At 68.8% G+C, this 22,383-nt stretch carries 23 protein-coding genes and 1 tRNA gene; 6 read left to right on the top strand and 18 right to left on the bottom strand.

All coding sequences use genetic code 11. The features are described 5' to 3' along the window. Nucleotides 1-12: 12 nt before the first annotated feature. Complete coding sequence (locus tag ACLBKU_RS16270) at nt 13-420, bottom strand: EVE domain-containing protein (protein WP_410180616.1); 408 nt, start codon at nt 418-420, stop codon at nt 13-15. 126 nt (nt 421-546) lie between these two features. Between ACLBKU_RS16270 and ACLBKU_RS16265 the strand changes: the two genes are divergently transcribed. The 5 genes from ACLBKU_RS16265 to ACLBKU_RS16245 all read left to right on the top strand — a co-directional run bounded on the left by ACLBKU_RS16265 (nt 547) and on the right by ACLBKU_RS16245 (nt 5,835). Beyond that, a complete protein-coding gene (locus ACLBKU_RS16265; RefSeq protein ID WP_410180615.1) occupies nt 547-2,208 on the top strand; it encodes a putative bifunctional diguanylate cyclase/phosphodiesterase in 1,662 nt (553 codons plus the stop codon). A gap of 90 nt (nt 2,209-2,298) precedes the next feature. Continuing rightward, a complete protein-coding gene (dapF, locus tag ACLBKU_RS16260) occupies nt 2,299-3,090 on the top strand; it encodes a diaminopimelate epimerase (protein WP_410180747.1) in 792 nt (263 codons plus the stop codon). Next, nucleotides 3,087-4,262 (top strand): MiaB/RimO family radical SAM methylthiotransferase, encoded by a 1,176-nt coding sequence (locus ACLBKU_RS16255; RefSeq protein WP_410180614.1) that lies wholly within the window; start codon nt 3,087-3,089, stop codon nt 4,260-4,262. The genes dapF and ACLBKU_RS16255 overlap by 4 nt, the downstream gene beginning before the upstream one ends. Next, complete coding sequence (gene ftsY, locus ACLBKU_RS16250) at nt 4,259-5,185, top strand: signal recognition particle-docking protein FtsY (RefSeq protein WP_410180613.1); 927 nt, start codon at nt 4,259-4,261, stop codon at nt 5,183-5,185. The genes ACLBKU_RS16255 and ftsY overlap by 4 nt, the downstream gene beginning before the upstream one ends. Then, entirely contained in the window at nt 5,185-5,835 is a 651-nt protein-coding gene (locus ACLBKU_RS16245) for an inner membrane-spanning protein YciB (protein ID WP_410180612.1), read from the top strand. The genes ftsY and ACLBKU_RS16245 overlap by 1 nt, the downstream gene beginning before the upstream one ends. Here the strand turns inward: ACLBKU_RS16245 and ACLBKU_RS16240 are convergent, their stop codons facing one another. The 11 genes from ACLBKU_RS16240 to ACLBKU_RS16190 form a co-directional block, all read right to left on the bottom strand. Next, nucleotides 5,836-6,207: a VOC family protein gene (locus ACLBKU_RS16240; protein ID WP_410180611.1), complete on the bottom strand. Its 372-nt coding sequence runs from the start codon at nt 6,205-6,207 to the stop codon at nt 5,836-5,838. Between the two features lie 98 nt (nt 6,208-6,305). Continuing rightward, a complete protein-coding gene (locus ACLBKU_RS16235) occupies nt 6,306-8,228 on the bottom strand; it encodes a potassium transporter Kup (protein WP_410180610.1) in 1,923 nt (640 codons plus the stop codon). Nucleotides 8,229-8,379: 151 nt separating this feature from the next. Then, nucleotides 8,380-9,039, bottom strand: a complete 660-nt coding sequence (locus ACLBKU_RS16230; protein WP_410180609.1) for a tetratricopeptide repeat protein — start codon at nt 9,037-9,039, stop codon at nt 8,380-8,382. Further along, nucleotides 9,036-9,470 carry a cytochrome c-type biogenesis protein gene (locus ACLBKU_RS16225; RefSeq protein ID WP_410180608.1) on the bottom strand — a complete coding sequence of 145 codons (435 nt, stop codon included), beginning with the start codon at nt 9,468-9,470 and terminating at the stop codon, nt 9,036-9,038. Before ACLBKU_RS16225 ends, ACLBKU_RS16230 begins: the two co-directional genes overlap by 4 nt. Continuing rightward, entirely contained in the window at nt 9,467-9,997 is a 531-nt protein-coding gene (locus tag ACLBKU_RS16220) for a DsbE family thiol:disulfide interchange protein (RefSeq protein ID WP_410180607.1), read from the bottom strand. The genes ACLBKU_RS16225 and ACLBKU_RS16220 overlap by 4 nt, the downstream gene beginning before the upstream one ends. 6 nt (nt 9,998-10,003) lie before the next feature. Continuing rightward, on the bottom strand, nt 10,004-11,989 hold the full coding sequence (locus ACLBKU_RS16215; protein WP_410180606.1) for a heme lyase CcmF/NrfE family subunit: 1,986 nt from the start codon (nt 11,987-11,989) through the stop codon (nt 10,004-10,006). Between the two features lie 22 nt (nt 11,990-12,011). Beyond that, nucleotides 12,012-12,476, bottom strand: a complete 465-nt coding sequence (gene ccmE / locus ACLBKU_RS16210) for a cytochrome c maturation protein CcmE (protein ID WP_410180605.1) — start codon at nt 12,474-12,476, stop codon at nt 12,012-12,014. A 16-nt stretch (nt 12,477-12,492) separates the two neighbouring features. Next, on the bottom strand, nt 12,493-12,633 hold the full coding sequence (locus ACLBKU_RS16205; protein WP_410180604.1) for a heme exporter protein CcmD: 141 nt from the start codon (nt 12,631-12,633) through the stop codon (nt 12,493-12,495). After that, a complete protein-coding gene (gene ccmC / locus ACLBKU_RS16200; protein ID WP_410180603.1) occupies nt 12,633-13,391 on the bottom strand; it encodes a heme ABC transporter permease CcmC in 759 nt (252 codons plus the stop codon). The genes ACLBKU_RS16205 and ccmC overlap by 1 nt, the downstream gene beginning before the upstream one ends. Before the next feature lie 106 nt (nt 13,392-13,497). Further along, nucleotides 13,498-14,565, bottom strand: coding sequence for a Leu/Phe/Val dehydrogenase (locus ACLBKU_RS16195; RefSeq protein WP_410180602.1), 1,068 nt, complete (start codon nt 14,563-14,565; stop codon nt 13,498-13,500). A 57-nt stretch (nt 14,566-14,622) separates the two neighbouring features. Further along, nucleotides 14,623-14,699, bottom strand: a tRNA-His gene (locus ACLBKU_RS16190). Between the two features lie 228 nt (nt 14,700-14,927). Between ACLBKU_RS16190 and ACLBKU_RS16185 the strand changes: the two genes are divergently transcribed. Next, entirely contained in the window at nt 14,928-15,563 is a 636-nt protein-coding gene (locus tag ACLBKU_RS16185; RefSeq protein WP_410180601.1) for a prolyl hydroxylase family protein, read from the top strand. 73 nt (nt 15,564-15,636) lie between these two features. On the opposite strand, the gene rpmE is transcribed toward ACLBKU_RS16185, so the two are convergent. The 6 genes from rpmE to dxr all read right to left on the bottom strand — a co-directional run bounded on the left by rpmE (nt 15,637) and on the right by dxr (nt 22,383). Continuing rightward, complete coding sequence (gene rpmE / locus ACLBKU_RS16180; RefSeq protein ID WP_410180600.1) at nt 15,637-15,861, bottom strand: 50S ribosomal protein L31; 225 nt, start codon at nt 15,859-15,861, stop codon at nt 15,637-15,639. 160 nt (nt 15,862-16,021) lie between these two features. Next, nucleotides 16,022-16,495, bottom strand: coding sequence for a 3-hydroxyacyl-ACP dehydratase FabZ (gene fabZ, locus ACLBKU_RS16175; RefSeq protein ID WP_410180599.1), 474 nt, complete (start codon nt 16,493-16,495; stop codon nt 16,022-16,024). A 19-nt stretch (nt 16,496-16,514) separates the two neighbouring features. Beyond that, nucleotides 16,515-17,213, bottom strand: coding sequence for an OmpH family outer membrane protein (locus tag ACLBKU_RS16170; protein WP_410180598.1), 699 nt, complete (start codon nt 17,211-17,213; stop codon nt 16,515-16,517). Then, nucleotides 17,213-19,942, bottom strand: a complete 2,730-nt coding sequence (gene bamA / locus ACLBKU_RS16165) for an outer membrane protein assembly factor BamA (RefSeq protein WP_410180597.1) — start codon at nt 19,940-19,942, stop codon at nt 17,213-17,215. The genes ACLBKU_RS16170 and bamA overlap by 1 nt, the downstream gene beginning before the upstream one ends. 160 nt (nt 19,943-20,102) lie before the next feature. Further along, nucleotides 20,103-21,200, bottom strand: a complete 1,098-nt coding sequence (gene rseP, locus ACLBKU_RS16160; RefSeq protein WP_410180746.1) for an RIP metalloprotease RseP — start codon at nt 21,198-21,200, stop codon at nt 20,103-20,105. Nucleotides 21,201-21,216: 16 nt separating this feature from the next. Beyond that, on the bottom strand, nt 21,217-22,383 hold the full coding sequence (gene dxr / locus ACLBKU_RS16155) for a 1-deoxy-D-xylulose-5-phosphate reductoisomerase (RefSeq protein WP_410180596.1): 1,167 nt from the start codon (nt 22,381-22,383) through the stop codon (nt 21,217-21,219).

Raw genomic sequence — 22,383 nt, 5'->3', positions numbered from 1 at the left:
CGTGAAACATCCTCAGGTGCGGCTCATTGCGAGCACCACCTGCCACTCCTCCGGGGTGACCGCGCAAACCGAAAGGCGCGAGAGCCGCACGAGCTCCATCTGCGCGAGCCGCGGCTCGGCCTTGATCGCGGCAAGTGGCACGGGGCGTGCAAACTTCTCCTTCGCCCTCACCTTGACTGCGGACCACTTGCCGGTGGTGTCGGTCGGGTCGGGAATTCCGACCACGCTGATCTCGCAGATGCCGACGATCTCGAGCCCTTCGCGGGAGTGGTAGAAGAACGCCTCGTCGCCCACCTGCATCGCGCGCAAGTTGTTTCTTGCCAGATAGTTGCGCACCCCGTCCCAGGTCCCCTCGCCCTCCGCGACGAGGTCGTCCCAGCTGTATTTGAAGGGTTCGGATTTCATCAGCCAATAGGCCATGCGAGGGGGTGCTCCTGCCGGGTTGGAGCGGCTCCCGTAGCGCGGGCGGGACCCGCTCGCCAAGCCCCCCGGATTAACCCGATGTTTAGTGCGTCATGCGAAGAATCGCGCACAGGAGCAGGACGCTTGACCGAGAGAGACCCAGACAATCCGCTGCAGCAGGCCGAGCGCGATTTCGTCGCGCTCGGCATCGCCGTCGCCGCGGTCATCCTCCTGCTCGGGACCGGCGGGTCGGTGCTGCCGCAGACCCTCGACGCGCTGCTCGGCCACGGCGGGCGGCCCGACGTGGTGCTCGCCAACGCGCTGACGCTCAACATCGCGCTGATCATCTTCGGCTGGCGCCGCTACCGCGAGCTCACCCGCGAGATCGAGGAGCGCCGCCGCGCCGAGGCCCGCGCGCACATCCTCGCCTCGACCGATCCGCTCACCCACTGCCTCAACCGCCGCGCCATGTTCGAGGCGACCGAGGAGATCCGCAGCCGCGCCGCGATACGCGGCGAGGCGGTCGCCTATTGCATGATCGACCTCGACAACTTCAAGCAGATCAACGACATGCACGGCCACGTCGTGGGCGACGCGGTGCTCGTGATGCTGTGCGAGCGGATCCGCGCCCTGCTCCCGCGCGAGGCCCGGCTGGCGCGGCTCGGGGGCGACGAGTTCGCCTTCGTCCTGCCCTTCCCCGCCGGCCACCCCGAGCGGGTCGACGACCTTGCGATCCGCCTGTTCGAGACCTTCGGCCAGCCGCTCCAGATGCCCGAGGTGACGATCGACATCACCCTGTCGATCGGCATTGCCGCCGATCACGAGCCCGACGGGACGATCGGTCTCGTGGTCGATCCGGCGAGCCTCATGCACCGCGCGGACATGGCGCTCTACCAGGCCAAGAAGCAGGGCCGGAACCGCTATTTCTGGTTCGAGCCGAGCATGGAGACCGAGCTCAGGTTCCGCCACCAGCTCGAGACCGGCATCCGCCGCGGCCTCTCGCGCGGGGAGTTCATCCCCTTCTACGAACAGCAGATCGACGTCGAGACCGGCGCCCTCGTCGGCTTCGAGATGCTCGCCCGCTGGCGCTCGCCGCAGTTCGGCCTCATCAGCCCCGACATCTTCGTGCCGGTCGCCGAGGAGATCGGCCTCATCAGCGAACTCTCGGAAAAGCTGATGGAGAAGGCCTTCGCCGACGCGCGCGAGTGGGACGATTCGCTCACCCTCTCGATCAACATCTCGCCGGTCCAGCTGCGCGATCCGTGGTTCGCCCAGCGCCTGCTCAAGATGCTGGTCGCGGCCAATTTCCCGCCCCGCCGGCTCGAGATCGAGATCACCGAGAGCTGCCTCCACGAAAACATCGGTCTGGTGCGCTCGATGATCACCTCCCTGCGAAACCAGGGCGTGCAGATCGCGCTCGACGATTTCGGGACGGGCTATTCGAGCCTCGAGCAGCTGCGCAACCTGCCCTTCGACCGCATCAAGATCGACCGCAGCTTCGTTGCCGAACTGCGCGAGCCGAGCACCCGCACCCGGCTGGTCGACGCGATCGTCACGCTGGGGCGCGGGCTCGACCTGCCGCTCACCGCGGAAGGCGTCGAGGACGAGGACATCCTCGAGGCCCTGAAGCGCATGGGCCGGCTGAAGGCGCAGGGCTACCTCTACGGCCAGCCCGAGGATGCCGAGGCGGTGCGCGCGCGGCTCAAGGTCGCGGGCAGGCTCGCAGGCGTTCGCGCCGCACCCGAGACGCCGGGCCTCGCCGCGGTGAACGACCAGACCCTGCGCCAGCGCGGCGCCCACCCCTAGGCCCTGCGCCCAAGATTGGGGGCGCGGGACTGGACGCGAGCCCTGCGCGTGCATAGATGCGCCGCTGTGAGCGAGGTTCCCTTCATCAAGATGCACGGGCTCGGCAACGACTTCGTCGTGCTCGACGCGCGCGCCGCGCCGCTGCCGGGCGCGATGACGCCCGGCATCGCGCGGGCGCTGGCGGACCGCCGCACCGGGATCGGCTGCGACCAGCTCATCCTGCTCGAGCCGAGCGCGGCGCAGGACTTCCGCGTCCGCTTCTTCAACGCCGACGGCAGCGAGGCCGGGGCCTGCGGCAATGGCAGCCGCGCGGTGGCGCTGCTCCACGGCGCGCGCGCGGTGGTCGAGACCGGCGGCGGGCCCATCGCGCTCGAGCCGCTCGAGGCCGGCGCGCGGGTCGACATGGGCGCCCCGCGCTTCGACTGGGATGCGATCCCGCTCGCCTATGCGTTGGACACGGCCGCGATGCCGGTCGGGTGGGAGGCGCTCGAAGGGCCGATGGCGGTCAATGTCGGCAATCCGCACGCGGTCTTCTTCGTCGATGACGCCGATGCGGTCGAGCTCGACCGCCTCGGGCCGCTGATCGAGCACGATCCGCTGTTCCCCGAGCGCGTCAACGTCAACGTCGCGAGCCTTGCGGGGCCCGACCATCTGAAGCTGCGCGTCTGGGAGCGCGGCGCGGGCCTCACCCGCGCCTGCGGGACCGGGGCCTGCGCGACCGCCGTCGCGGCGATCCGCCGCGGCCTCGTCGAGAGCCCGGTGCGGGTGACGCTCCCCGGCGGCGACCTCGACATCGCCTGGGCACCCGGGGGCACGATCCTGATGAGCGGCCCGGCGGCGGAGAGCTTCCGCGGCACGTTCGACTGGGACGCCTTCGCTTGAACGCACCCCGGATCATCAGCCTCGGCTGCCGCATGAACATCGCCGAAGCCGAGCGGATGCGCGCCATGCTGGCGGGCGAGCGCGACCTCGTGGTCGTCAATTCCTGCGCGGTCACCGCCGAAGCGCTGCGCCAGACCCGCCAGGCGATCCGCCGCGCGCGCCGCGAGTCCCCCACGGCGCGGCTGGTGGTGACGGGCTGCGCGGCGGAGATCGACCGCGCAGAGATCGGCGCGATGGACGAGGTCGACGCGCTGGTCGCCAACGCCGCCAAGCTCGACCCGCGCGCGTGGAACGTGGGCGGCGAGGCGGCTCCCGTCGCGCCCTCTCGCACCCGCGCCTTCGTCGCGGTGCAGAACGGCTGCGACCACGCCTGCACCTTCTGCGTCATCCCGCAAGGCAGGGGTGCGAGCCGGTCGTTGACGGTCGCCGAAGTCCTACAGCAGATTGACTCGCATCTTGCTGTCGGGGCTAAGGAAATTGTGCTGACGGGTGTCGATCTGACAAGCTGGGGACATGATCTTGCGGGAAGTCCGCAACTTGGCACGCTCGTTCACGCGATACTGCATGAACTTTGTGAACTAAGGCGCCTACGATTGTCCTCCATGGACGGGGTGGAGATCGATCCGCTGCTGTTCGACCTCCTGGCGCACGAGGAGCGGGTGATGCCGCACCTCCACCTCTCGCTCCAGCACGGCGCGGATCTGATGCTCAAGCGCATGAAGCGGCGGCACCTCAGGGCTGATGCGGTGAACCTGGTCAGCCGGCTCAAGGCGCTGCGCCCGGACATCGCGGTGGGCGCCGATCTCATCGCCGGCTTCCCGACCGAGGATGAGGCGCACCATGCGGAGAACCTGTCGATCATCGACGAACTGGACATCGTCCACGCCCACGTCTTCCCCTACTCGCCCCGCCCCGGCACCCCCGCCGCGCGGATGCCGCAGCTGCCCCGCGCGGTGGTCAAGGCCCGCGCTGCCGCCCTGCGCGAACGGGCCGCCGCGCGCCGCGCCGCGTGGCTCGAGAGCCTTGTGGGCGAAACCCTGCCGGTTCTCGCCGAGAAGGGCGGCACCGGCTATGCCCCCACCTACGCACCCGTCGCCCTGCCCCACGGCACGGCGCCCGGAACCATTATCGACGTGACCCCCAACGCGGTCAGGGAGGGCCTGCTCGCATGACAGAACCCAGCTGGAGGGAGCGCCTGTTCGGCGGCTTCGCCAAGACCTCGGAGCGCTTGACCGCCAACCTGCCGGGCAGCGGCGGGGGCACCGCAAAGCTCGACGACGCGACGCTCGACGATGTCGAGGACGCGCTCATCATGTCCGACCTCGGCCCCGCCGCCGCCGCCCGCATCCGCGCGCGCCTGTCGGAGAAGCGCTTCGGGCTCGAGATCACCACCCGCGAGCTGCGCGAGGCGGTCGCCGAGGAGATCGCCGCGATCCTGCGTCCGGTGGCAAAGCCGCTCGAGATCACCGCCTTCCCGCGGCCGCAGGTGATTCTCGTCATCGGGGTCAACGGTTCGGGCAAGACCACCACCATCGCCAAGCTCGCGCACCTCTTCCAGGAGGACGACTACGGCGTGCTGCTCGCGGCGGGCGACACTTTTCGCGCGGCCGCGATCGGCCAGCTCGCCACCTGGGCGGGCCGGATCGGCGTCGACCTTGTGCGCGGCCCCGAGGGCGGCGATCCGGCGGCGATCGTCTTCGATGCGGTCCGCCAAGCCACCGACACCGGCATCGACGCGCTTATTGTCGACACCGCCGGACGCCTCCAGAACAAGAAGGAGCTGATGGAGGAGCTGGCGAAAATCCGCCGCGTGCTCGGCCGCCTCAACCCCGAGGCGCCGCACGACGTGGTGCTGGTGCTCGATGCCACCAACGGCCAGAACGCGCTGTCGCAGATCGACGTGTTCAAGGAGGTCGCGGGGGTGACCGGCCTCATCATGACCAAGCTCGACGGCACCGCCCGCGGCGGCGTGCTGGTCGCGGCGGCCGAGCAATACGGCCTCCCCATCCACGCGATCGGGGTCGGCGAGAAGATGGAGGACCTGCGCCCCTTCGACCCCGACCTCGTCGCGCGCGTCATCGCGGGGGTGGCGTGATGAGCGAGGGCGAAGGCAAGAAGGCCGCCTCGAGCTGGCTCAACGTCGCGGTCGATTACGGCCCGCTGCTGGTGTTCCTCGCCGCCTACCGCTGGAACGCGCCCGAGACCCCTAACGCCGCGGGCGAACTCGCCGCGATCATCGCCGGGACGGGCGCCTTCATGGTGGCCGCGATCCTCGCGCTGCTGATCTCGAAATGGCGGCTCGGCAAGGTCTCGCCGATGCTGTGGTTCTCGACCGCGCTGATCGTCGGCTTCGGGAGCCTGACGATCTTCTTCGGCGACCCGACCTTCGTGCAGCTGAAGCCGACGATCATCTACGCGACCTTCGGCATCGCGCTGCTCGGCGGCGTCTTCGCGGGTAAGGCTCTGCTGCGGATCCTCCTCGAGGCCGCCTTCGAGGGCCTGACCGAGGAAGGCTGGCTCAAGCTGTCGCGCAACTGGGGGGTGTTCTTCCTGGTGCTGGCGGGCCTCAACGAGGTGTTGCGCGCGCAGATGAGCTTCGAGGGCTGGCTGTGGGCCAAGCTCTGGGTGTTCCTCCCGCTGACCTTCCTCTTCACCTTCAGCCAGATCCCGATGCTTATGAAGCACGGCCTCGCGCTCGAGGGCAAGGACGAGGCGCTGAAGGACGAGCCGCCGACGGGGAGCTGATCAGTCCTTGGCCTCGCTCAGGGCGATCCGGTTGCCCTCGCTGTCCTCGATCTCGGCGACGAAGCCCGCCGCGCCGATATCCTTCTTGGCATAGAGCACGCGCGCACCGCGCGCCTCGGCGCGGGCGATCACGGCGTCGATGTCGGGCACGTCGAAATAGAGGATCGGCCCGTCGTGCGAGGGTCGGTAGACATCGCCCTTCGCCAGCGCCCCGCCCGCGCCCGGCTTGCCGTCGGCGCGCGGGAAGAAGGCCATGTCGTAGCCGTCGACCGCCTCGCGGGTGAGCCGGTATCCGAACACAGCCTGGTAGAAGGCGATAGCGCGGTCCATGTCGGTGACGGGGATCTCGAAGTGGACGACGGGATTGGTCACGGAAGCCAGCTCCTTGGGCGAAATGGGAGCCTCCTCGCCCTTACCCGGCGCACAGGCGGCAAGCGCCAGGAGCGTGGCGGCGACGGCTCCCCGCATCCTCAGATCTCGACCTGGCTCCCGAGCTCGACCACGCGGTTGGTCGGGAGGCGGAAGAATTCCATCGCGGTCGACGCATTCCTCAGCATCCACGCGAACAGCTTCTCGCGCCAGATCGCCATGCCGGGTTTCGCCGACGCGATCAGGGTCTGCCGCGAGAGGAAGAAGCTCGTCTGCATCATGTCGAACGCGCCGTCGCACAGATCCAGGGTGCTCAGAATTCGCGGCACGTCCGTCTCCTCGAGGAAACCGCAGCGGATGGTCACCCGGTAGAACCCGTTGCCGAGGCTCTTGCAGTCGAAACGATCCTTCTCGTCGACATAGGGCACGTCCTGTACCGCCACGGTGAGAATCAGCACCCGTTCGTGCAGCACCTTGTTGTGCTTCATGTTGTGCAGCAGCGCCGAGGGCACGCCGACATTGCTCGAGGCCATGAAGATCGATGTCCCCGGCACGCGCGTAGCGGAATTCTGCGCGCTCTTGGCGAAAATCTCGATCGGAAGCGAGCCTTCGGACATGCTCGCGCGCATAAGCTCGCGCCCCTTCGACCAAGTGGTCAGCAGGGTCAGCACGATGATGCCCACGAGCAGCGGCATCCACCCACCATCGGGGATTTTGACGATATTGGCGGCAAGGAAGGCCCCGTCGACGATCATGAACAGGCCTACGACCGGGAGCACCTGCCACCACGGCATCTTCCAAACCTGCCGCATGAGGTAGGCGACAAGGCAGGCGGTGATGAACATCGTGCCGGTCACCGCCAGGCCATAGGCGGCGGCAAGGTTGGTCGATTTCTGGAAGGTCAGCACCAGCACGATCACCGCCACCATCAGCAGCCAGTTGGCGACCGGCACGTAAATCTGCCCTGCGGCCGAGGCGCTGGTGTGCAAAATCCGTACGCGCGGCATGTAACCGAGCTGCACCGCCTGCTGCACGACTGAGAATGCGCCAGTGATCAGCGCCTGACTGGCGATGATCGTCGCCAGCGTCGCGAGGATCACCAGGGGCAGGCGCAACTCCTCGGGCGCCATGAAATAGAACGGGTTCTCGAGCGCCGCGGGGTTGTTGAGCAGCAGCGCGCATTGCCCCAGATAGTTGAGCATCAGCGCCGGGAAGACGATCCACAGCCACGCAATGGAGATCGGCTTGCGGCCGAAATGGCCCATGTCGGCATAGAGCGCCTCGGCCCCCGTAACCGCCAGTACCACCGATCCCAGCGCAAGGAAGGCGAGCAACGGATCGTTCATGAAGAAACGCAGCCCATGGTGCGGTGAAAGTGCCCACAGCACATCCGGCCGGGTACAAAGGTGGATCACGCCCAGCACGGCGAGCGTGATGAAATAGGCGAGCACGATCGGCCCGAAATAGCGGCTGATCGCCGCCGTCCCGCGCGCTTGGATCGCGAACAGGCCGACAAGAATCACCACCGCCAGCGGCACCACAAGCGGCTCGAAGCGGGCTTCGACGATCGTCAGCCCCTCGACCGCCGAGAGAACCGAAATCGCCGGCGTGATGATCGCATCGCCGAAGAACAGTGCGGTGGCAGTCACCGCCATCAACGCAAGGCCTGTGGTGCGCGAGGGATGTGCGGTGCGATTGATCAGGGCGAGCAGCGCGAGGCTCCCTCCCTCTCCGCGATTGTCGGCGCGCATGACGGTGAAGACGTATTTGAGCGTCACCACGATGGTGAAGGTCCAGAACACCAGGCTCAGCACGCCGAAAACGTGCAGCATGTCGACAGGCATCGGGTGGTGCCCGGCGAAGGTTTCCTTGAGCGCGTAGAGCGGGCTGGTGCCGATGTCGCCGAACACCACCCCGATCGCGCCGATCGCGAGAGCCAATTGCGAACCTCTCTGACCGTGGCCGTGAAGGCCATGAAAGTCGGTTTCAGAAGTGGGGTCGGCGGAGGTGGCTGCGTTGCTCATATCAAACGGATTTCCCGCATCCCCCCGGTACTGCCCAAGCGGCGCATCAGACTCGACGCCCGCAAGGCGGCGCGCCTAGCACCGCGCGTTCGCAGCTGCAATATGGCCCGGGCACTTGACATATCACGGTCCGAACGCCGTCATCGCAGTTCTATTGCCCCTGCAGCATCGGCGCGCGCGCGATCATGTCGTCGAGCCGCGCGACCTCCGCCGTGAGTCCCTCGCGCCACGGCGCGTCGGGGGGCGAATTGGCAAGGAGGCCCTTCCACACATTGCGCGCCGCGACGATCTCGCCGCTCTGGAGATAGGCGTAGCCGAGGAAGTATTCGGCGGCCGGATGCGCAGGGTCGATCGCCTTGGCGCGGCCGAAGGCCTGGACCGCGGCCGGGGTGACGAAGCCGTCGGCATGGCCGACCAGCGCCATGCCGAGCGCCAGCCAGCTCTCGAGGTCCCTGGGGTTCTCACGCAAGCCGCGCTGGAGGAGCTGGGCGGCCTCCTCGAACTGGCCGCGGCGGGCGAAGGCGTCGGAGGTGACGAGGTAGTCGGGCGGCGGCAGGGTGTGGTCGAACAGCGCGGCGCGGCCTTCGACCATCGCCGTGCCCTGCTCGCCCGCCTGCTCGACGCGCGGCCTGGGGGCGGAAGGCTGGCCCGGCGAGCCCTGCCAGGCATAGCCCGCAAGCCCGAACACCAGCACCGCGCCGAACAAGGTGAAGCCGCGGCGCGGGAGCTTCATCACCAGCACCGCGAAGGCGAAGGCGGCAAGCGCGAGAGCCGCGACCGCGAGCCAGCCGCCGATCATCGCCTCGCTCATGCCGCCGCTCCCCCGTCATCGCTCCGCCGCCGCCCGAGCCGCCGCAGCAGCACCCCGGCGACGACGAGGATCACCAGCACCGGCACCGCGAACAGCGGCCAGGTGGTGCGGCTGACCTCGGGCTCGTAGCTCACGTAGTCACCGTAGCGCGCGATCAGCCAGCGGCGGATCTGCTCGGGGCTCTCGCCGGCGAGGATGCGGCTTCTCACCTGGTGGCGCATGTCGCCTGCCATCGGCGCGTCGGAATCCGCGATGCTCTGCGACTGGCACTTGAGGCAGCGCAGCGTGTGCATCAGCGCCGAGGCCTCGGCCTCGAGCCGGGGATCGTCGAGCTGGTTGTAGGCATAGGGCGCAGGCGGCATGGTGTCCTGCGCCTGCGCGGGGAGCGCCAGCAGGGCGACGAGCAGCGCTGCGAGCCAGAAGCGGATCATCGCGCCTCCTCCAGTTCCTTGAGCAGGACGGGAATGTCCTCGGGCCGGATGTCGCCGATGTGCTGGTGGCGGATGATGCCCTTGCCGTCGATCACGAAGGTCTCGGGCACCCCGGAGGAGCCGATCGCGAGCTGCACCTCGGAGATCTTGTCGCTGCCGATCCGGGTATAGGGGTTGCCGTGGCGGCCGAGGAAGTTCGCGACGTCCTCGGGCCGGTCGCGGATCGCGATGCCGACGATCTCGACGCCCTGCTTCTGGAGCGCCTCGAGCTGCGGGGCCTCGGCGATGCAGGGCAGGCACCAGCTCGCCCAGATGTTGAGGAGCCTTGGCTTGCCGTCCGTGAAGTTCGCCTTGCTCGCACCCGGCAGGCCATCGATAGCGGGGGCGAGCGCAAAATCGGGCAGCGGCTGGCCAATCATCGTGCTCTCGACGAACAGGTGCTTGGGCTGGGTGAGCATATAGGCGGCGAGCCCCGCGAAGAAGGCGAACAGCGCGAGCGGCACCCACAGGAACAGACGGCCCCGCATCGCGCGCTACTCCGCCGGCAGGGGCGCGGGCGGCCCCAGCTCTTCGAGGTCGGCGCGGCGCCGGGCGCCCTTGGCGCTCGCCTTGCGGCGGCGGACATCGACACGCACGCGCCCCGCGATCGACAGCACCCCGCCGAGCGCGACGAGGATGCCGCCGTACCAGATGAAGGTGACGAAGGGCTTCCACCAGATGCGGATCTGCCAGCGCCCGTCCTCGGCCTGGTTGCCGATGACGGCGTAGAGCTGGCCGTTCCACTTCGTGAGAAGCGCGCTCTCGGAGGTCGATTGCGGGGGCGACCAGAAGCTGCGCGCCTGCGGGGTGAGGATCACCGCCTCGCCGCCGCCCTCGCGCACCGCGAGCCGCGCCTCGATCGCGGTCCAGTTCGGCCCGGCGATCGGGGTCACGCTCTCGAGCGTCACCGCGAAGTCGCCGATCCGCTCGGTGCCGCCGGGGCTGACCGCCGCGAGGCGCTCCTTCGAGAAGGCGCCCTCGCTCGCCATGCCGAACAGGGCGACGGCGATGCCGAAATGGGCGACGACCATGCCCCAGGTGGCGACCGGCACCCGCGCGAGGTTGCGGCCCCTGAGCGGGAGGACAGCCGCCACCGCGAGCGCCGCGGCAAGCCCGAGGCCGAGCAGCGGCAGCAGCGGGAACTGGCCGAAGAAGCTGACCAGTGCGATGACGCCGATGACGAGCGCCGCGATCAGCGCAAGCTCGAACTGGAGGCGCGCGGGCTTGTCGCTCCGCCAGCGCAGCAGCGGGCCGACTGCCATGACGAGCAGCATCGGGACCGCGAAGATCGCCGAGGCCGGGTTGAAATAGGGCGGACCGACAGAGACGCGCACGTCGAAAGCCTCGGTCAGCAGCGGGTAGAGCGTGCCCAGCAAGACGATCGCGAGGATCGCCGAAAGCATCACGTTGTTGAACACCAGCGCGCCCTCGCGGCTGACGGCCGCGAAGCGCTTGCCCTCGGCAACCGCGCCCGCGCGCAGGGCGAAGATCGTGAAGGCCCCGCCGATATAGAGCCCGAGCAGCACGAGGATGAAGGCCCCGCGCTCGGGATCGACCGCGAAGGCGTGGACGCTCGTCAGCACGCCCGAGCGCACCAGGAAGGTGCCGAGCATCGACATCGAGAAGGCGAGCACGCCGAGCATGATCGTCCAGGTGCGCAGCGCGTCGCGCGCGGCGAGCACGCTCACCGAATGCATCAGCGCGGTCGCGGCGAGCCACGGCATCAGCGAGGCGTTCTCGACCGGGTCCCAGAACCACCAGCCGCCCCAGCCGAGCTCGTAATAGGCCCAGTAGCTGCCCGCCGTGATCCCCAGCGTCAGCAGCACCCAGGCGCCCAGCACCCAGGGGCGCATCACGCGGGCGAAGGCCGGGTTGACCTCGCGGGTCAGCAGCGCGCCCATCGCGAGGCTGAAGGCCACCGACAGCCCGACATAGCCCGCATAGAGCGTCGGCGGGTGGATCGCGAGGCCGATGTCCTGGAGCAGCGGGTTGAGGCCGTTGCCCTCGGCCGCGGGCACCGGCAGGCGCTCGAAGGGGTTCGAGGAGAGCAGCAGGAAGGCGTAGAAACCCAGCGCCACGAAGCCCTGCACCGCCAGCGTCGCGCCCATCGTGCGCTCGGGCAGGCGGCGCTCGAACAGCGAGAGGAGCCCGCCCGAAAAGGCGAGCACGCCCACCCACAGCAGCATCGAGCCCTCGTGGTTCCCCCAGGTCCCGGTGATCTTGTAGATCAGCGGCTTCATCGAGTGCGAGTTCTCGGCCACCAGCTTCAATGAGAGGTCGGTGGTCGCGAAGGCGTAGAGCAGCATCGCGAAGGCGAGCACCGCGAGACCTGCCTGCACCACCGCCGCGGGCCGCGCATAGATCGCGAGCGCGTTCTCGTCCCCCGGCCCGCCGCGCAGGGCAAGGGCACCCGAGACCATCTGGAGCACCGCGAGCGCGGCGGCGAGCCACAGGGCGGCAAGGCCGATTTCCGCCGTCACTGCCCGGCCCTCCGCCTGGCGCTCACGGCTTCAGCCCGACGGTCGTGTCGGCGGCCATCTTGGCGGCCTCGTCGGTGCCCATGCCCTCGAGCTCCTTGGGCACGTAGTTCTCGTCATGCTTGGCGAGGAGGTTGGTCGCCTTGAACACGCCGTCGGGGCCGAGGCTGCCTTCCGCGACCACGCCCGAGCCCTCGACGAAGAGATCGGGAAGGATGCCGCTGTAGCGCACGGGGATCGCGTCGGCGGTGTTGCCGGTGACCCTGAAGCTCACCGTCACCCCGTCCGGCTCGGTGACAAGCGAGCCCTTCTGCACCATCCCGCCGAGCCGCACCGCCTGACCCACCGCGGGCGGCGCGGACGCCATCTGCTCGGGCAGGTAGAAGTAGTTGGCCTGGTTCCTCAGGCCCCACGCCGCGAGCAGCCCCGCGCCGAGGATCGCGAAGAGCGCGAGGGCGACCAGAACCAGACGTTGATGCTTGGCCTTCATGCCGGTGTCCCTCGGGTCAGCGCCGCTTCGCCGCGTCGCGGCGCGCTTCGGCCTTCGCCATAGAGCGCCACGCCCAGATGACGAGCGCAATCAATGCAACAGCCGCGACGCCGTAGGCGAGCCACACGTAGTCCCACTGCTGGAGCCCCTCGCGCATCACGCCTGCTCCAGCACCCGCACGGCCGCGAGCGGCGCGTCGTCGTCGAGCGCGCGGCGGCGCAGGCGCGCCTCGACCTGCGCCTCGGCGATGATCGCGCGCATCCGCATCAGCACGATTGCGCCGAACAGCAGCGAGAAGCCGACCACCGCGACGAGCAGCGGCACGAGGAAGGTCGCCTCAATCGCGCTCTTGCCCGCGGTGATGCTCGGCGGCTGGTGGAGCGAGTTCCACCACACCACCGAGCGGTTGATGATCGGCACGTTGACCGCGCCCACAAGGCCGAAGATCGCCGCGATCTTCGAGGAGGAGCCTTCCTTCTCGGTCGCCTCGGACAGCGCGATGTAGCCAGCATAGAGGAACAGCAGGACGAGCATCGAAGTGAGCCTGCCGTCCCACTCCCACCAGGTGCCCCACGTGGGCCGGCCCCAGATCGAGCCGGTGGCAAGGCACACCGCGCAGAACACCATCCCGGGCACCGCAATGGCGCGCGCGGCGATGGCGGCGAGCGGGTGCTTCCAGATCAGCAGCATCGCCGAAGAGATCGCGATCCCGGTCCACCCGCCCATCCCGAGCCAGGCGGCGGGCACATGGATAAAGAGGATGCGCACCGTCTCGCCCATCAGCCGGTCGGGCGGGACCATGAACAGGCCCCACAGCACGGCGCCCACCGACAGCACCAGCCCGCTCCAGAACAGGAGCGGGGTCAGCCACTTGGCGAGGCGCAGGAATCGGGCGGGATTGGCGTAGATGTGCATGGGTGATCGCGTCTGGCCGGGGCTTGTAGCCTTACACCCGTTCCCGACAAGAGCGCAAATGGAGGGCGCGCGGAATAGTTCCAGCCCTCCCCCGCAGATTGGCGGATCAGCTGCGCCCGATGAGCTTCTGCGCCATCCGGTCGGCGACGACGTCGGCAGTGAAGCCGGTGGCGTCGCTCTCCTGCCAGATCGATTCGAGCCGGCCGGGGATCTGCTCGACCAGCGCATTGACCTCGGCGACGTCGACCGTCCGGCCCTCGCGGCGGGCGAGGTATTCGGTGGCGACCGAGATGATCCCCCCGGCGTTGATGACGTAGTCGGGCGCGTAGAGGATGCCGCGGCCCGCGAGCGCGGCGCCGTGCTCGGGCCGGGCGAGCTGGTTGTTCGCGCCCCCGGCGACGACCGCGCAGTCGAGCGCGGCGACGCCCTTGTCGTCGAGGATCGCGCCGAGCGCATTGGGGCTGAAGACGTCGCAGGGCGTCGCCATGATCGCCTCGGACGCGACCGCCGTGCCGCCGAGCTCCGCGGCGAGCTTCGCCGCGCGCGCGGCGTCGATGTCGGCGAGGGTCAGCTTCGCCCCGTCGCGGGCGAGCAGGCGGGCGACGCCGCCACCGACCGAGCCGGTGCCCTGAACCGCGACATGGACGCCCGCGAGGCTGTCCCTGCCAAGCTTGTGCGCGGCCGCCGCCTTGATGCCGAGATAGATGCCATAGGCGGTGAACGGCCCCGGATCGCCGCCCGCGCTGCCTTCGCCCTCGACCGGAAGGCCCGAGACGTGGAAGGTGCGCTTCGAGACGGCGACCATGTCCGCCTCGGATATCCCGACGTCCTCGGCGGTGACGTAGCGCCCACCCAGCGCCTCGACCGCGTCACCGAAGGCGGCGAGCATTTCGGGGGTCTTGGTCCGTTCGGCATCGGCGAGGATCACCGCCTTGCCCCCGCCCATCGGCAGGCCGGCCATCGCGTTCTTGTAGCTCATGCCCCGCGACAGCCGCAGCGCGTCGCGCATCGCGCCTGCCGGGTCGGCATAGTGCCAGAAGCGGGTGCCGCCCGCGCCGGGGCCGAGATGGGTCGAATGGACCGCGATGATCGCCGTCAGCCCGCTCGCCCGGTCGTGGACCAGTTGAACCAGCTCGTGCGCGTCGAAATCGGGCTCGGCCCAGAATGCGGTCATGTCGTCTCCCTGCCCGCGCGGTGCGGACCTGTGGCACGGGAGATGATCGGGGAGAGATGGGGCGACCAACGGGGTTCGAACCCGTGACCTCCGGTACCACAAACCGGCGCTCTAACCAGCTGAGCTATGATCGCCACACGCCCCTGCCCGCTTGGCCTTGCGGCGGCTGCGAGCCCCGTGCGAAGAGGCGCGGGATTACGCACAGCAGCCACGCCGTCAAGTGCGCGGGAACGGGAGGCGCGCCTCTTGCACAAAGGCCTTTCCAAGGGAAGCGAAAACTGCGCTTCGCCTGCGCGCGCGCAAGATTGTTGCGCGGCCCCAAAAGCATTGCCTCCGCTCGTCCCGCTTCTATCCTGCGCGCGATGACGACCACCAGCGAATCCGTGGCCGCAAGGCTCGCCGCGCGTCCCGGCGTGCAGCGGGTGCCGACCGCCGAAGCCGAAGTCTTCCAGTGCCGGCGATTCGTCGATCCCGCGCTCGCCGCCGAGCTGATCGCGCTGATCGAGGCGAACCGCCGCCCCTCGACCATCGCCGACGACAATGGCGACGCCGCCTTCCGCACCAGCGAGACCTGCGACCTCGACGCCGCGCTCGCCCCGGTGCAGCGCGTCGAGGCGCTGCTCGGGGCGCTCTCAGGCCTCGACCCCGCACATGGCGAGCCGCTCCAGGGGCAGCGCTATGCCGAGGGGCAGGAGTTCAAGGCCCACACCGACTATTTCGAGCCCGGCGGGCGCGACTACGAGCGCTATTGCGGGCGCTCGGGCAACCGGACCTGGACCTTCATGATCTACCTCGACGACGTGCCCGCGGGCGGGGCGACGCGCTTCAAGCTCATCGGCAAGACCTTTCAGCCCGAGGCCGGCAAGCTGCTGTGCTGGAACAACCGCCTCGCCGACGGCAGCATGAACCCGGCGACGCTCCACCACGGGATGAAGGTGAGGAAGGGCGTCAAGCACGTCATCACCAAGTGGTATCGCGAGCGGCCCTGGCAGGGCTAGAAACGAAAAAGGCGACCCCGTCGGGCCGCCCTCCTCGTTGCAGTCCCGAAAGGCTGCGCAGCTTGTGAAGCGCTTACTTCTTGAGCGAAAGCCCGCCGAAGCGCTTGTTGAACGCGGCCACGCGGCCACCTTCGGCAACCTGCTGGCGACCGCCGGTCCAGGCCGGGTGGCTCAGCGGGTCGATGTCGAGCGCGAGCACGTCACCTTCCTTGCCCCAGGTCGAGCGGGTCCGGAACTCGGTGCCATCGGTCATCTTGACCGTGATCATGTGGTAATCGGGGTGACCTTCGGTCTTCATGACGCAAATCCTTCGAGCGTGCCGCCGGTGCCGACCGGCGTTGCTATGGAATGGGAAGCGCGCGCCTTAGTGGGCGTCGCGGGAGAATGCAACCACGGATATTCGGGGCGAAGCTGAGGGAACTGCACCGAGGATGCGGGCCCGGATGGGCCCGCGCGGCTCAAAGCCTATCGGTCATCATCGCGGTGAACTCCACCTCGCAGGTGGTCTTCCCCTCGACGCTCGCGAGCCCCTTGAACTTGTAGACGCGGCTGCGCTTCTGGGTGAACGCGACGTGGAGGTCGAGCAGGCAGCCGGGCGTCACCGGGGCGCGGAACTTGGCGTTCTCGATGCCCATGAAGATGACGAGCTTGCCGGTCCCGGCGAGCTCCATCGTCTCGATCCCGAGGATGCCCGCGGCCTGCGCGAGCGCCTCGATCTGGAGCACCCCGGGCATGATCGGCGCGCCCGGGAAGTGGCCCTGGAAGAACTGCTCGTTCATGCTCACGGCCTTGACCGCGTGGATCCGCTCGCCGAGCGTGATCGCCTTCACCCGGTCGACGAGGAGCAGCGGGTAGCGATGCGGCAAGGCCTTGAGGACCTTGACGATGTCGTAATCCAGCACCTCGGCCGGCGCGCTACCCGCTTCGCTCATGGGTCAGCCCTCCCGCGCCTCAGCGACCGGCCGGAGCGGCCGGGTTGGCGGGCGGCTGCTGCTGCGCCGCGGCGGCCTGCTGCTGGGCCTGGAGATACTGCGCGGTGAGCAGGCGCTGGGTGATCTGCTGGAACACCTGCACCACCGCATCGCTCGGGCGCCAGTTGGCGGGCGGCACCACGCCGACCGAGGCGACGCGGGTGTTGAGCGCGGCGGTGATCTGCGGGGTGATGTCGGTCTCGGGCACGGCGTAGAGGAGCGAGGAGGGCTCGACCACCACCTTGATCTGCTTGGCCTTCACCACCTCGTCGAGCGATTCCGAATACTTGAGGAGGATCTGCTCGACCGCGTAGGCGCGGCCCGCGTCGATCTGTTCGCTGAGCTGCTGGATCTCGGTCTCGAGGCTGGTCAGCTTGGTGCCGTCGGGCGACTTCTTGAGCGTCGCCTGCTCGGCATCGTCGACCTGCTTGTCGCCGTTCTTGTCGTACTTGGCGAGCAGCGTCTGGCGCTCCTGCGCGCGGGTGCGGATCAGGTCGATCTGCTGCTTGTAGCTCTCCTCGACCTGCTTCCAGGCGGCCTGGAAGGCGGTCGTGCCGATCACGGTGCGCGGGATGTCGGCGGTGGCGATGTTCCCGGCGACCTGGGCCTGGGCGGGCATGGCGGCCGCGGCGGCCAGCATCAGGCCGGTGGTCGCGACGAACTTGGTGAGACGTGTCATCAGAATTGCGTTCCTACGTTGAAGGTGAAGCGCCGCTCGTCGTCGCCTTCGACCTTGCGGATGGTCTGGGCGAAGTCGATGCGGAATGGTCCGAAGGGCGAGTTCCAGTTGACCCCGATCCCGGCAGTGACGCGCGGGCTCGGCGAGTCCCCGAGGAAGAGCTCGCGGATGTTGGTGTTGCTCTCGATCAGGCGGATGTTGCGCGTTCCGTCGGGCTGGAACTCGGCGGTGGTCTGCGCGCCGGCGGCGGTGAGGTAGAGCGCCTGCCCCTGCGCGTTGCGCAGCGGGTTGCCGGCCGGGTTGACGGTGAGAACCGGTCTCTCGACGCCCCACAGCGCGCCGACGTCGGCCCAGATCGAGGGCCTCAGGCCGAGCTCGCGCGCGCCGCTGCCGAGCGGGATCTCGAGCTCCGCGCGGCCGAGGTAGTAGTTGCGCCCGCCGATCGCGTCGTCGCGCACCTGGCGGCGCTCGGTGAAGTAGACCACGTTGCCGCTCGAATCGAGCACCGGGCGGCCGAGGTTGTCGAGCTGCGAGGTCTGGGTGAGGATGCGCGGGCCCACGCCGCGGATCGCGAAGCCGCGGATCTGCGGCTCGCCGAGGAAGAATCGGTCGGTGAGGAACACGTCGTCGACCCCGGCACCGGGGCGCTCCTTCAGCGGGATGATCGTCCCGCCCTCGGCGAGGATCGAGAAGATGAAGCCCGAATTGCCGACGTTCCAGAACTGCTGCGCGCGGCCACGGAAGCGGGCGTAGCGCACGTCGCCGCCGAGCCCCGCGAACTCGCCCGAGAGCGAGATCGTCTTGCCGCGCGAGGGCCGGATGCGCGAGTTCAGCGAGTTGTAGTTGAGGCTGAGGCCAACGATCGAGGACAGGCGCGTCCCGATCGAATCGCACAGGAAGCGCCCGGCCCGCAGCGGATCGCACTCGAGCGTGCCGTCGTTGTTGAGGTCGGAGAAGAACAGCGACCGGTCGAGGCTCACGTCGTCGTAGTTGAGCGTGTAGCTGCCGATCAGCGACATGTATTCGGTGAGCGGCACGCCCGCGCGCATCGAGAAGCCGGTCGTGGCCTGCTGGAAGGTCGTGTTGCGGTCGTTGCCGAGGAAGTTGAAGCTGTTGAAATCGCGCCGGTAGATGTCGATCCCGCCGGAGATGTTGCGATCGAAGATGTAGGGGTCGGAGAAGCTCACCTGCGCCGAGCGCGAGAACTGCGAGTAGTTGACCGACAGCCCGACCGTCTGCCCGCGCCCGCGGAAGTTGCGCTGGCGGATGGAGCCTGCAAGGATGAACTGCTCGATCGACGAGAAGCCCGCCGAGAACTGGAGCTCGCCGGTCGGCTTTTCCTCGACGTTGGCCTCGAGAATGATGCGGTCGGGCGCAGAACCCTCGACCTGCTTGACCTCGAAGTTCTCCTGGAAATAGGCGAGCGAGTTGATGCGCGCATTGGTGCGCTGCACCGCGAGGCTGTTGAAGGCGTCGCCTTCCGCGATCCGGAACTCGCGGCGGATGACCTTGTCCTGGGTGAGCGTGTTGCCGTTGATGTCGACCCGCTCGACATAGACGCGCGGCGCCTCGCGCAGCACGAAGGTCACGTTCATCTTGAGGTTCTCGGGGTCGCGCTTGAAGCGCGGCTGGACGTCGGCGAAGGCGTAGCCGAAACGGCCCGCAAGCTCGGTCAGCTGCTCGACCGTGTCCTCGACCGTCTTGGCGTTGTAGACGTCGCCATCCTTCATCGGCAGGTTGGCGCTCATCGCATCGCTGTCGAAGTCGCGCAGCTGGCTGTCGACCTTGACCTCGCCGAAGTTGTAGCGCTCGCCCTCCTCGACCACGTAGGTGATGATGAAGTCGCGCTGGTCGGGGGTGAGCTCTGCCACCGCCGAAACGACGCGGAAATCGGCATAGCCCTGCGTCAGGTAGAACTGGCGGAGCTTCTGCTGGTCGAAGGCGAGGCGGTCGGGATCGTAGCTGGTGTTCGAGCTGAAGAAGCTGGTGAGGCGCGCCTGCTTGGTCACCATCTCGCCGCGCAGTTCGCCGTCGGAGAACTTCTCGTTGCCGAGGATGTTGATCTGGCGGACCTTCGACTTGGGGCCCTCGGTGATCTCGAAGACGACGTCGACGCGGTTCTGCGGGAGCTGCACCATCTTGGGCTCGACCTGCGCGGCAAAGCGGCCCTGGCGCTTGTAGAGCTCGATGATGCGCGCGACGTCCGCGCGGACCTTGGAGCGGGTGAAGATCTGCCGCGGGGCGAGCTTGATCTCGGGGATGATCTTGTCGTTCTTGAGGCGCTTGTTGCCCTCGAGCACGATGCGGTTGATCACCGGGTTCTCGGTCACGGTGATGACGACGTTGCCGTTCTCGTTGCGGATCGAGAAGTTGGCGAAGAGCTCGGTCGCGCCGAGGTCCTTGAGCGCCTCGTCGGCCCCGGCGGAGGTGTATTCCTGGCCGACCCGCAGGCGGATGTAGCTCAGGATGGTGGTCGGCTCGAGCCGCTCGGCCCCCACCACGCTGATCGACTGGATGATGTTGCCGCGCGGCGCCGGGGCGGGCGCGGGCGCGGGGGTGGCGGGCTGCGCGGCGGCAGCGGGCGCCGGGGCCTGCTGCGCCTGTGCGAGCGCGGGCATCCCGGCGAGAATCGATCCGCAGCACAACAGGCCCGCCAGACGCAGGGGCGCCCGCGGGGCGACCGCGTTCAGGTTCACCGGCGCGGTCAGCGTCTCGCTCAATCGGTTCATGCAGCTAAAATCCCGTTCTCAACCTGTGCGCCGCGGGGCCGGTGCCTCCGCTGCGCCCGCGCGCCGCGCGTTCCCGAGCCCCCGAAGCGCCTCTGCCCCATGTGCCCCGTGCAATCAAGCCGCGAGGCCCCGGCCCGGACGCCTTTCCACCGCGCCGCCCTCAGCTTCCGAACACGGGCAGGCCGATAATGTCGTTCACCGTCACCACCGCCATCAGCATCAGCACCAGCGCGATGCCGGTGCGGTAGGCCCATTCGGTCACCTGCGGTCCCACCGGACGGCGGCGGATCGCCTCGGCGAGGTAGAACATCAGGTGCCCGCCATCGAGCGCGGGGATTGGCAAGAAGTTGATGAATGCCAAATTAAGCGAGATCAGCGCGGCGAAATTGATGAAGGCCGCCGCCCCCATGCTGAGCTGCTCGCCCGAATACTTGGCGATCTTGAGCGGCCCGCCGAGCTCCTTGACCGAGCGCTCGCCCGAGAGGATCTGCTGGATGCCGGTGACCATCATCCCGGTGAAATCCCAGGCCTGTTTCGCCCCGAGCGGGATCGCCTCGAGCGCACCGACCTTCTTCAGCTCGTACTTGCCGCCCGCCGGCGCGATGCCGACGAGGCCTTCCGAGCTGACGTTGCCGAAGGTGTCCCTGCGCTCGACCTTGGCGGTGGTGAGCGGGATCCGGAGGCGCTCCCCCGCCCGCTCGACGGTGAACACCATGCGGGTCGCCGGATGAAGCGCGACCTTGGTCTTCATCTCGGTGAAGTCGCGGATCGGCCGCCCGTCGATCGCGACGACGACATCGCCGACCTTCATCCCCGCCGCGGCCGCCACGCTCCCCTCGGCGAAGGCGCCGATGGTGCGCGAATCCTCCTCGCCGACGATCATCGGCTTGCCGATGATCGCGAAGAAGGCGGCGAAAATGCCGATCGCAAGCAGGAGGTTCGTGACCGGCCCCGCCGCGACGATCAGCGCGCGCTTCCACAGGGCGGCGTGCTGGAAGCTGCCCGGCTCGGCGGGGGCATTGGGGTCGGGCACCGAAGCAGGGTTCATGTCACCCTTGAACTGCACGTAGCCGCCAAGCGGGAGCGCGGAGAGCTTCCAGCGCGTGCCCTGACGGTCGGTGAAGCCCGCAAGCTCCTTGCCGAAGCCCACCGAGAAGGCCTCGGCCTTGACGCCGAACAGCCGGCCGACGAGCAGGTGGCCGAGCTCGTGCAGGGTGACGAGCGGGCCGAGCAGCAGCACGAAGCCGACCGCGTACATCCAGAAGGGGGGGCTCTCAAGCAAGGGCACGGGTCTCCAGCAGGCTCTGCGCTTGCCTGCGCGCGGATGCGTCGACGGCGAGCACCTCCGCGAGGCTCGCCGGGCGCGGGGCATCATTGCTCCGCGCGAGGGTTTCCTCGACCAATGCCGCAATCCGGGTGAACGGGATGTGACCGGCGAGGAAGGCGGCGACCGCGACCTCGTTCGCCGCGTTGAGGATCGCGGGCGCGCTGCCCCCCGCGATGATCGCCTCGCGCGCGAGCCGGGTCGCGGGAAAGCGCTCCTCGTCGGGCGCGTGGAAGGTGAGCCCGCCGATCGCGGCGAGGTCGAGCGGCGCCAGCGGCGTCGCCATGCGCTGCGGCCAGGCGAGGCACGAGGCGATCGGCACGCGCATGTCGGATGGGCCGAGCTGCGCGAGGGTCGAGCGGTCGCGGAACTCGACCATCGAGTGGATCACGCTCTGCGGGTGGACGACGATGCCGAGCCGGTCGAAGCCCACGGGGAAGAGGTGATAGGCCTCGATATATTCGAGCCCCTTGTTCATCATCGTCGCGGAATCGACGCTGATCTTGGCGCCCATCGACCAGTTGGGATGGGCCACGGCCTGCGCCGGTGTCGCCGCGTGGAGCTGCTCGAGCGACCAGGTGCGAAGCGGCCCGCCGCTCGCGGTGAGGGTGATCTTGGCCACGTCCTCGATGCGATTGCCCGCGAGGCACTGGAAGATCGCGTTGTGCTCGGAATCGGTCGGCAGCAGCGTTGCGCCATGCGCCGCCACCGCCTGCATGAGCACCTCACCCGCCGAGACCAGCGCCTCCTTGTTGGCGAGTGCGATGGTGCCGCCCCGCTCGACCGCGGCCATGACGGGCGCGAGCCCCGCGCAGCCGACGATCGCGGCGACGGTCATGTCGGCGGGCCGCGCCGCCGCCTCGACCAGCGCCTGCCGCCCGCCCGCGGCCTCGATGCCGCTGTTTCCGAGCGCCGCGCGCAGTTCCGGAAGGCAGCGCTCGTCGCCCACCACCGCGAGCTTCGCGTCGAACTCGATTGCCAGCGCCGCCAGCTCGGCCGCGCTGCATTGGGCGGTGAGCGCCTCGATCCGCCACGCGTCCCGGTTGCGCCGCACCAGATCGAGCGTCGAGGCGCCGATCGAGCCGGTGGCGCCGAGCAGGGTGAGCGAGCGGGTCAT

This window comes from Erythrobacter sp. NE805 (assembly GCF_046452355.1).
Lineage (GTDB): Bacteria > Pseudomonadota > Alphaproteobacteria > Sphingomonadales > Sphingomonadaceae > Erythrobacter.
This window is presented reverse-complemented; position numbering and strand designations above follow the sequence as displayed.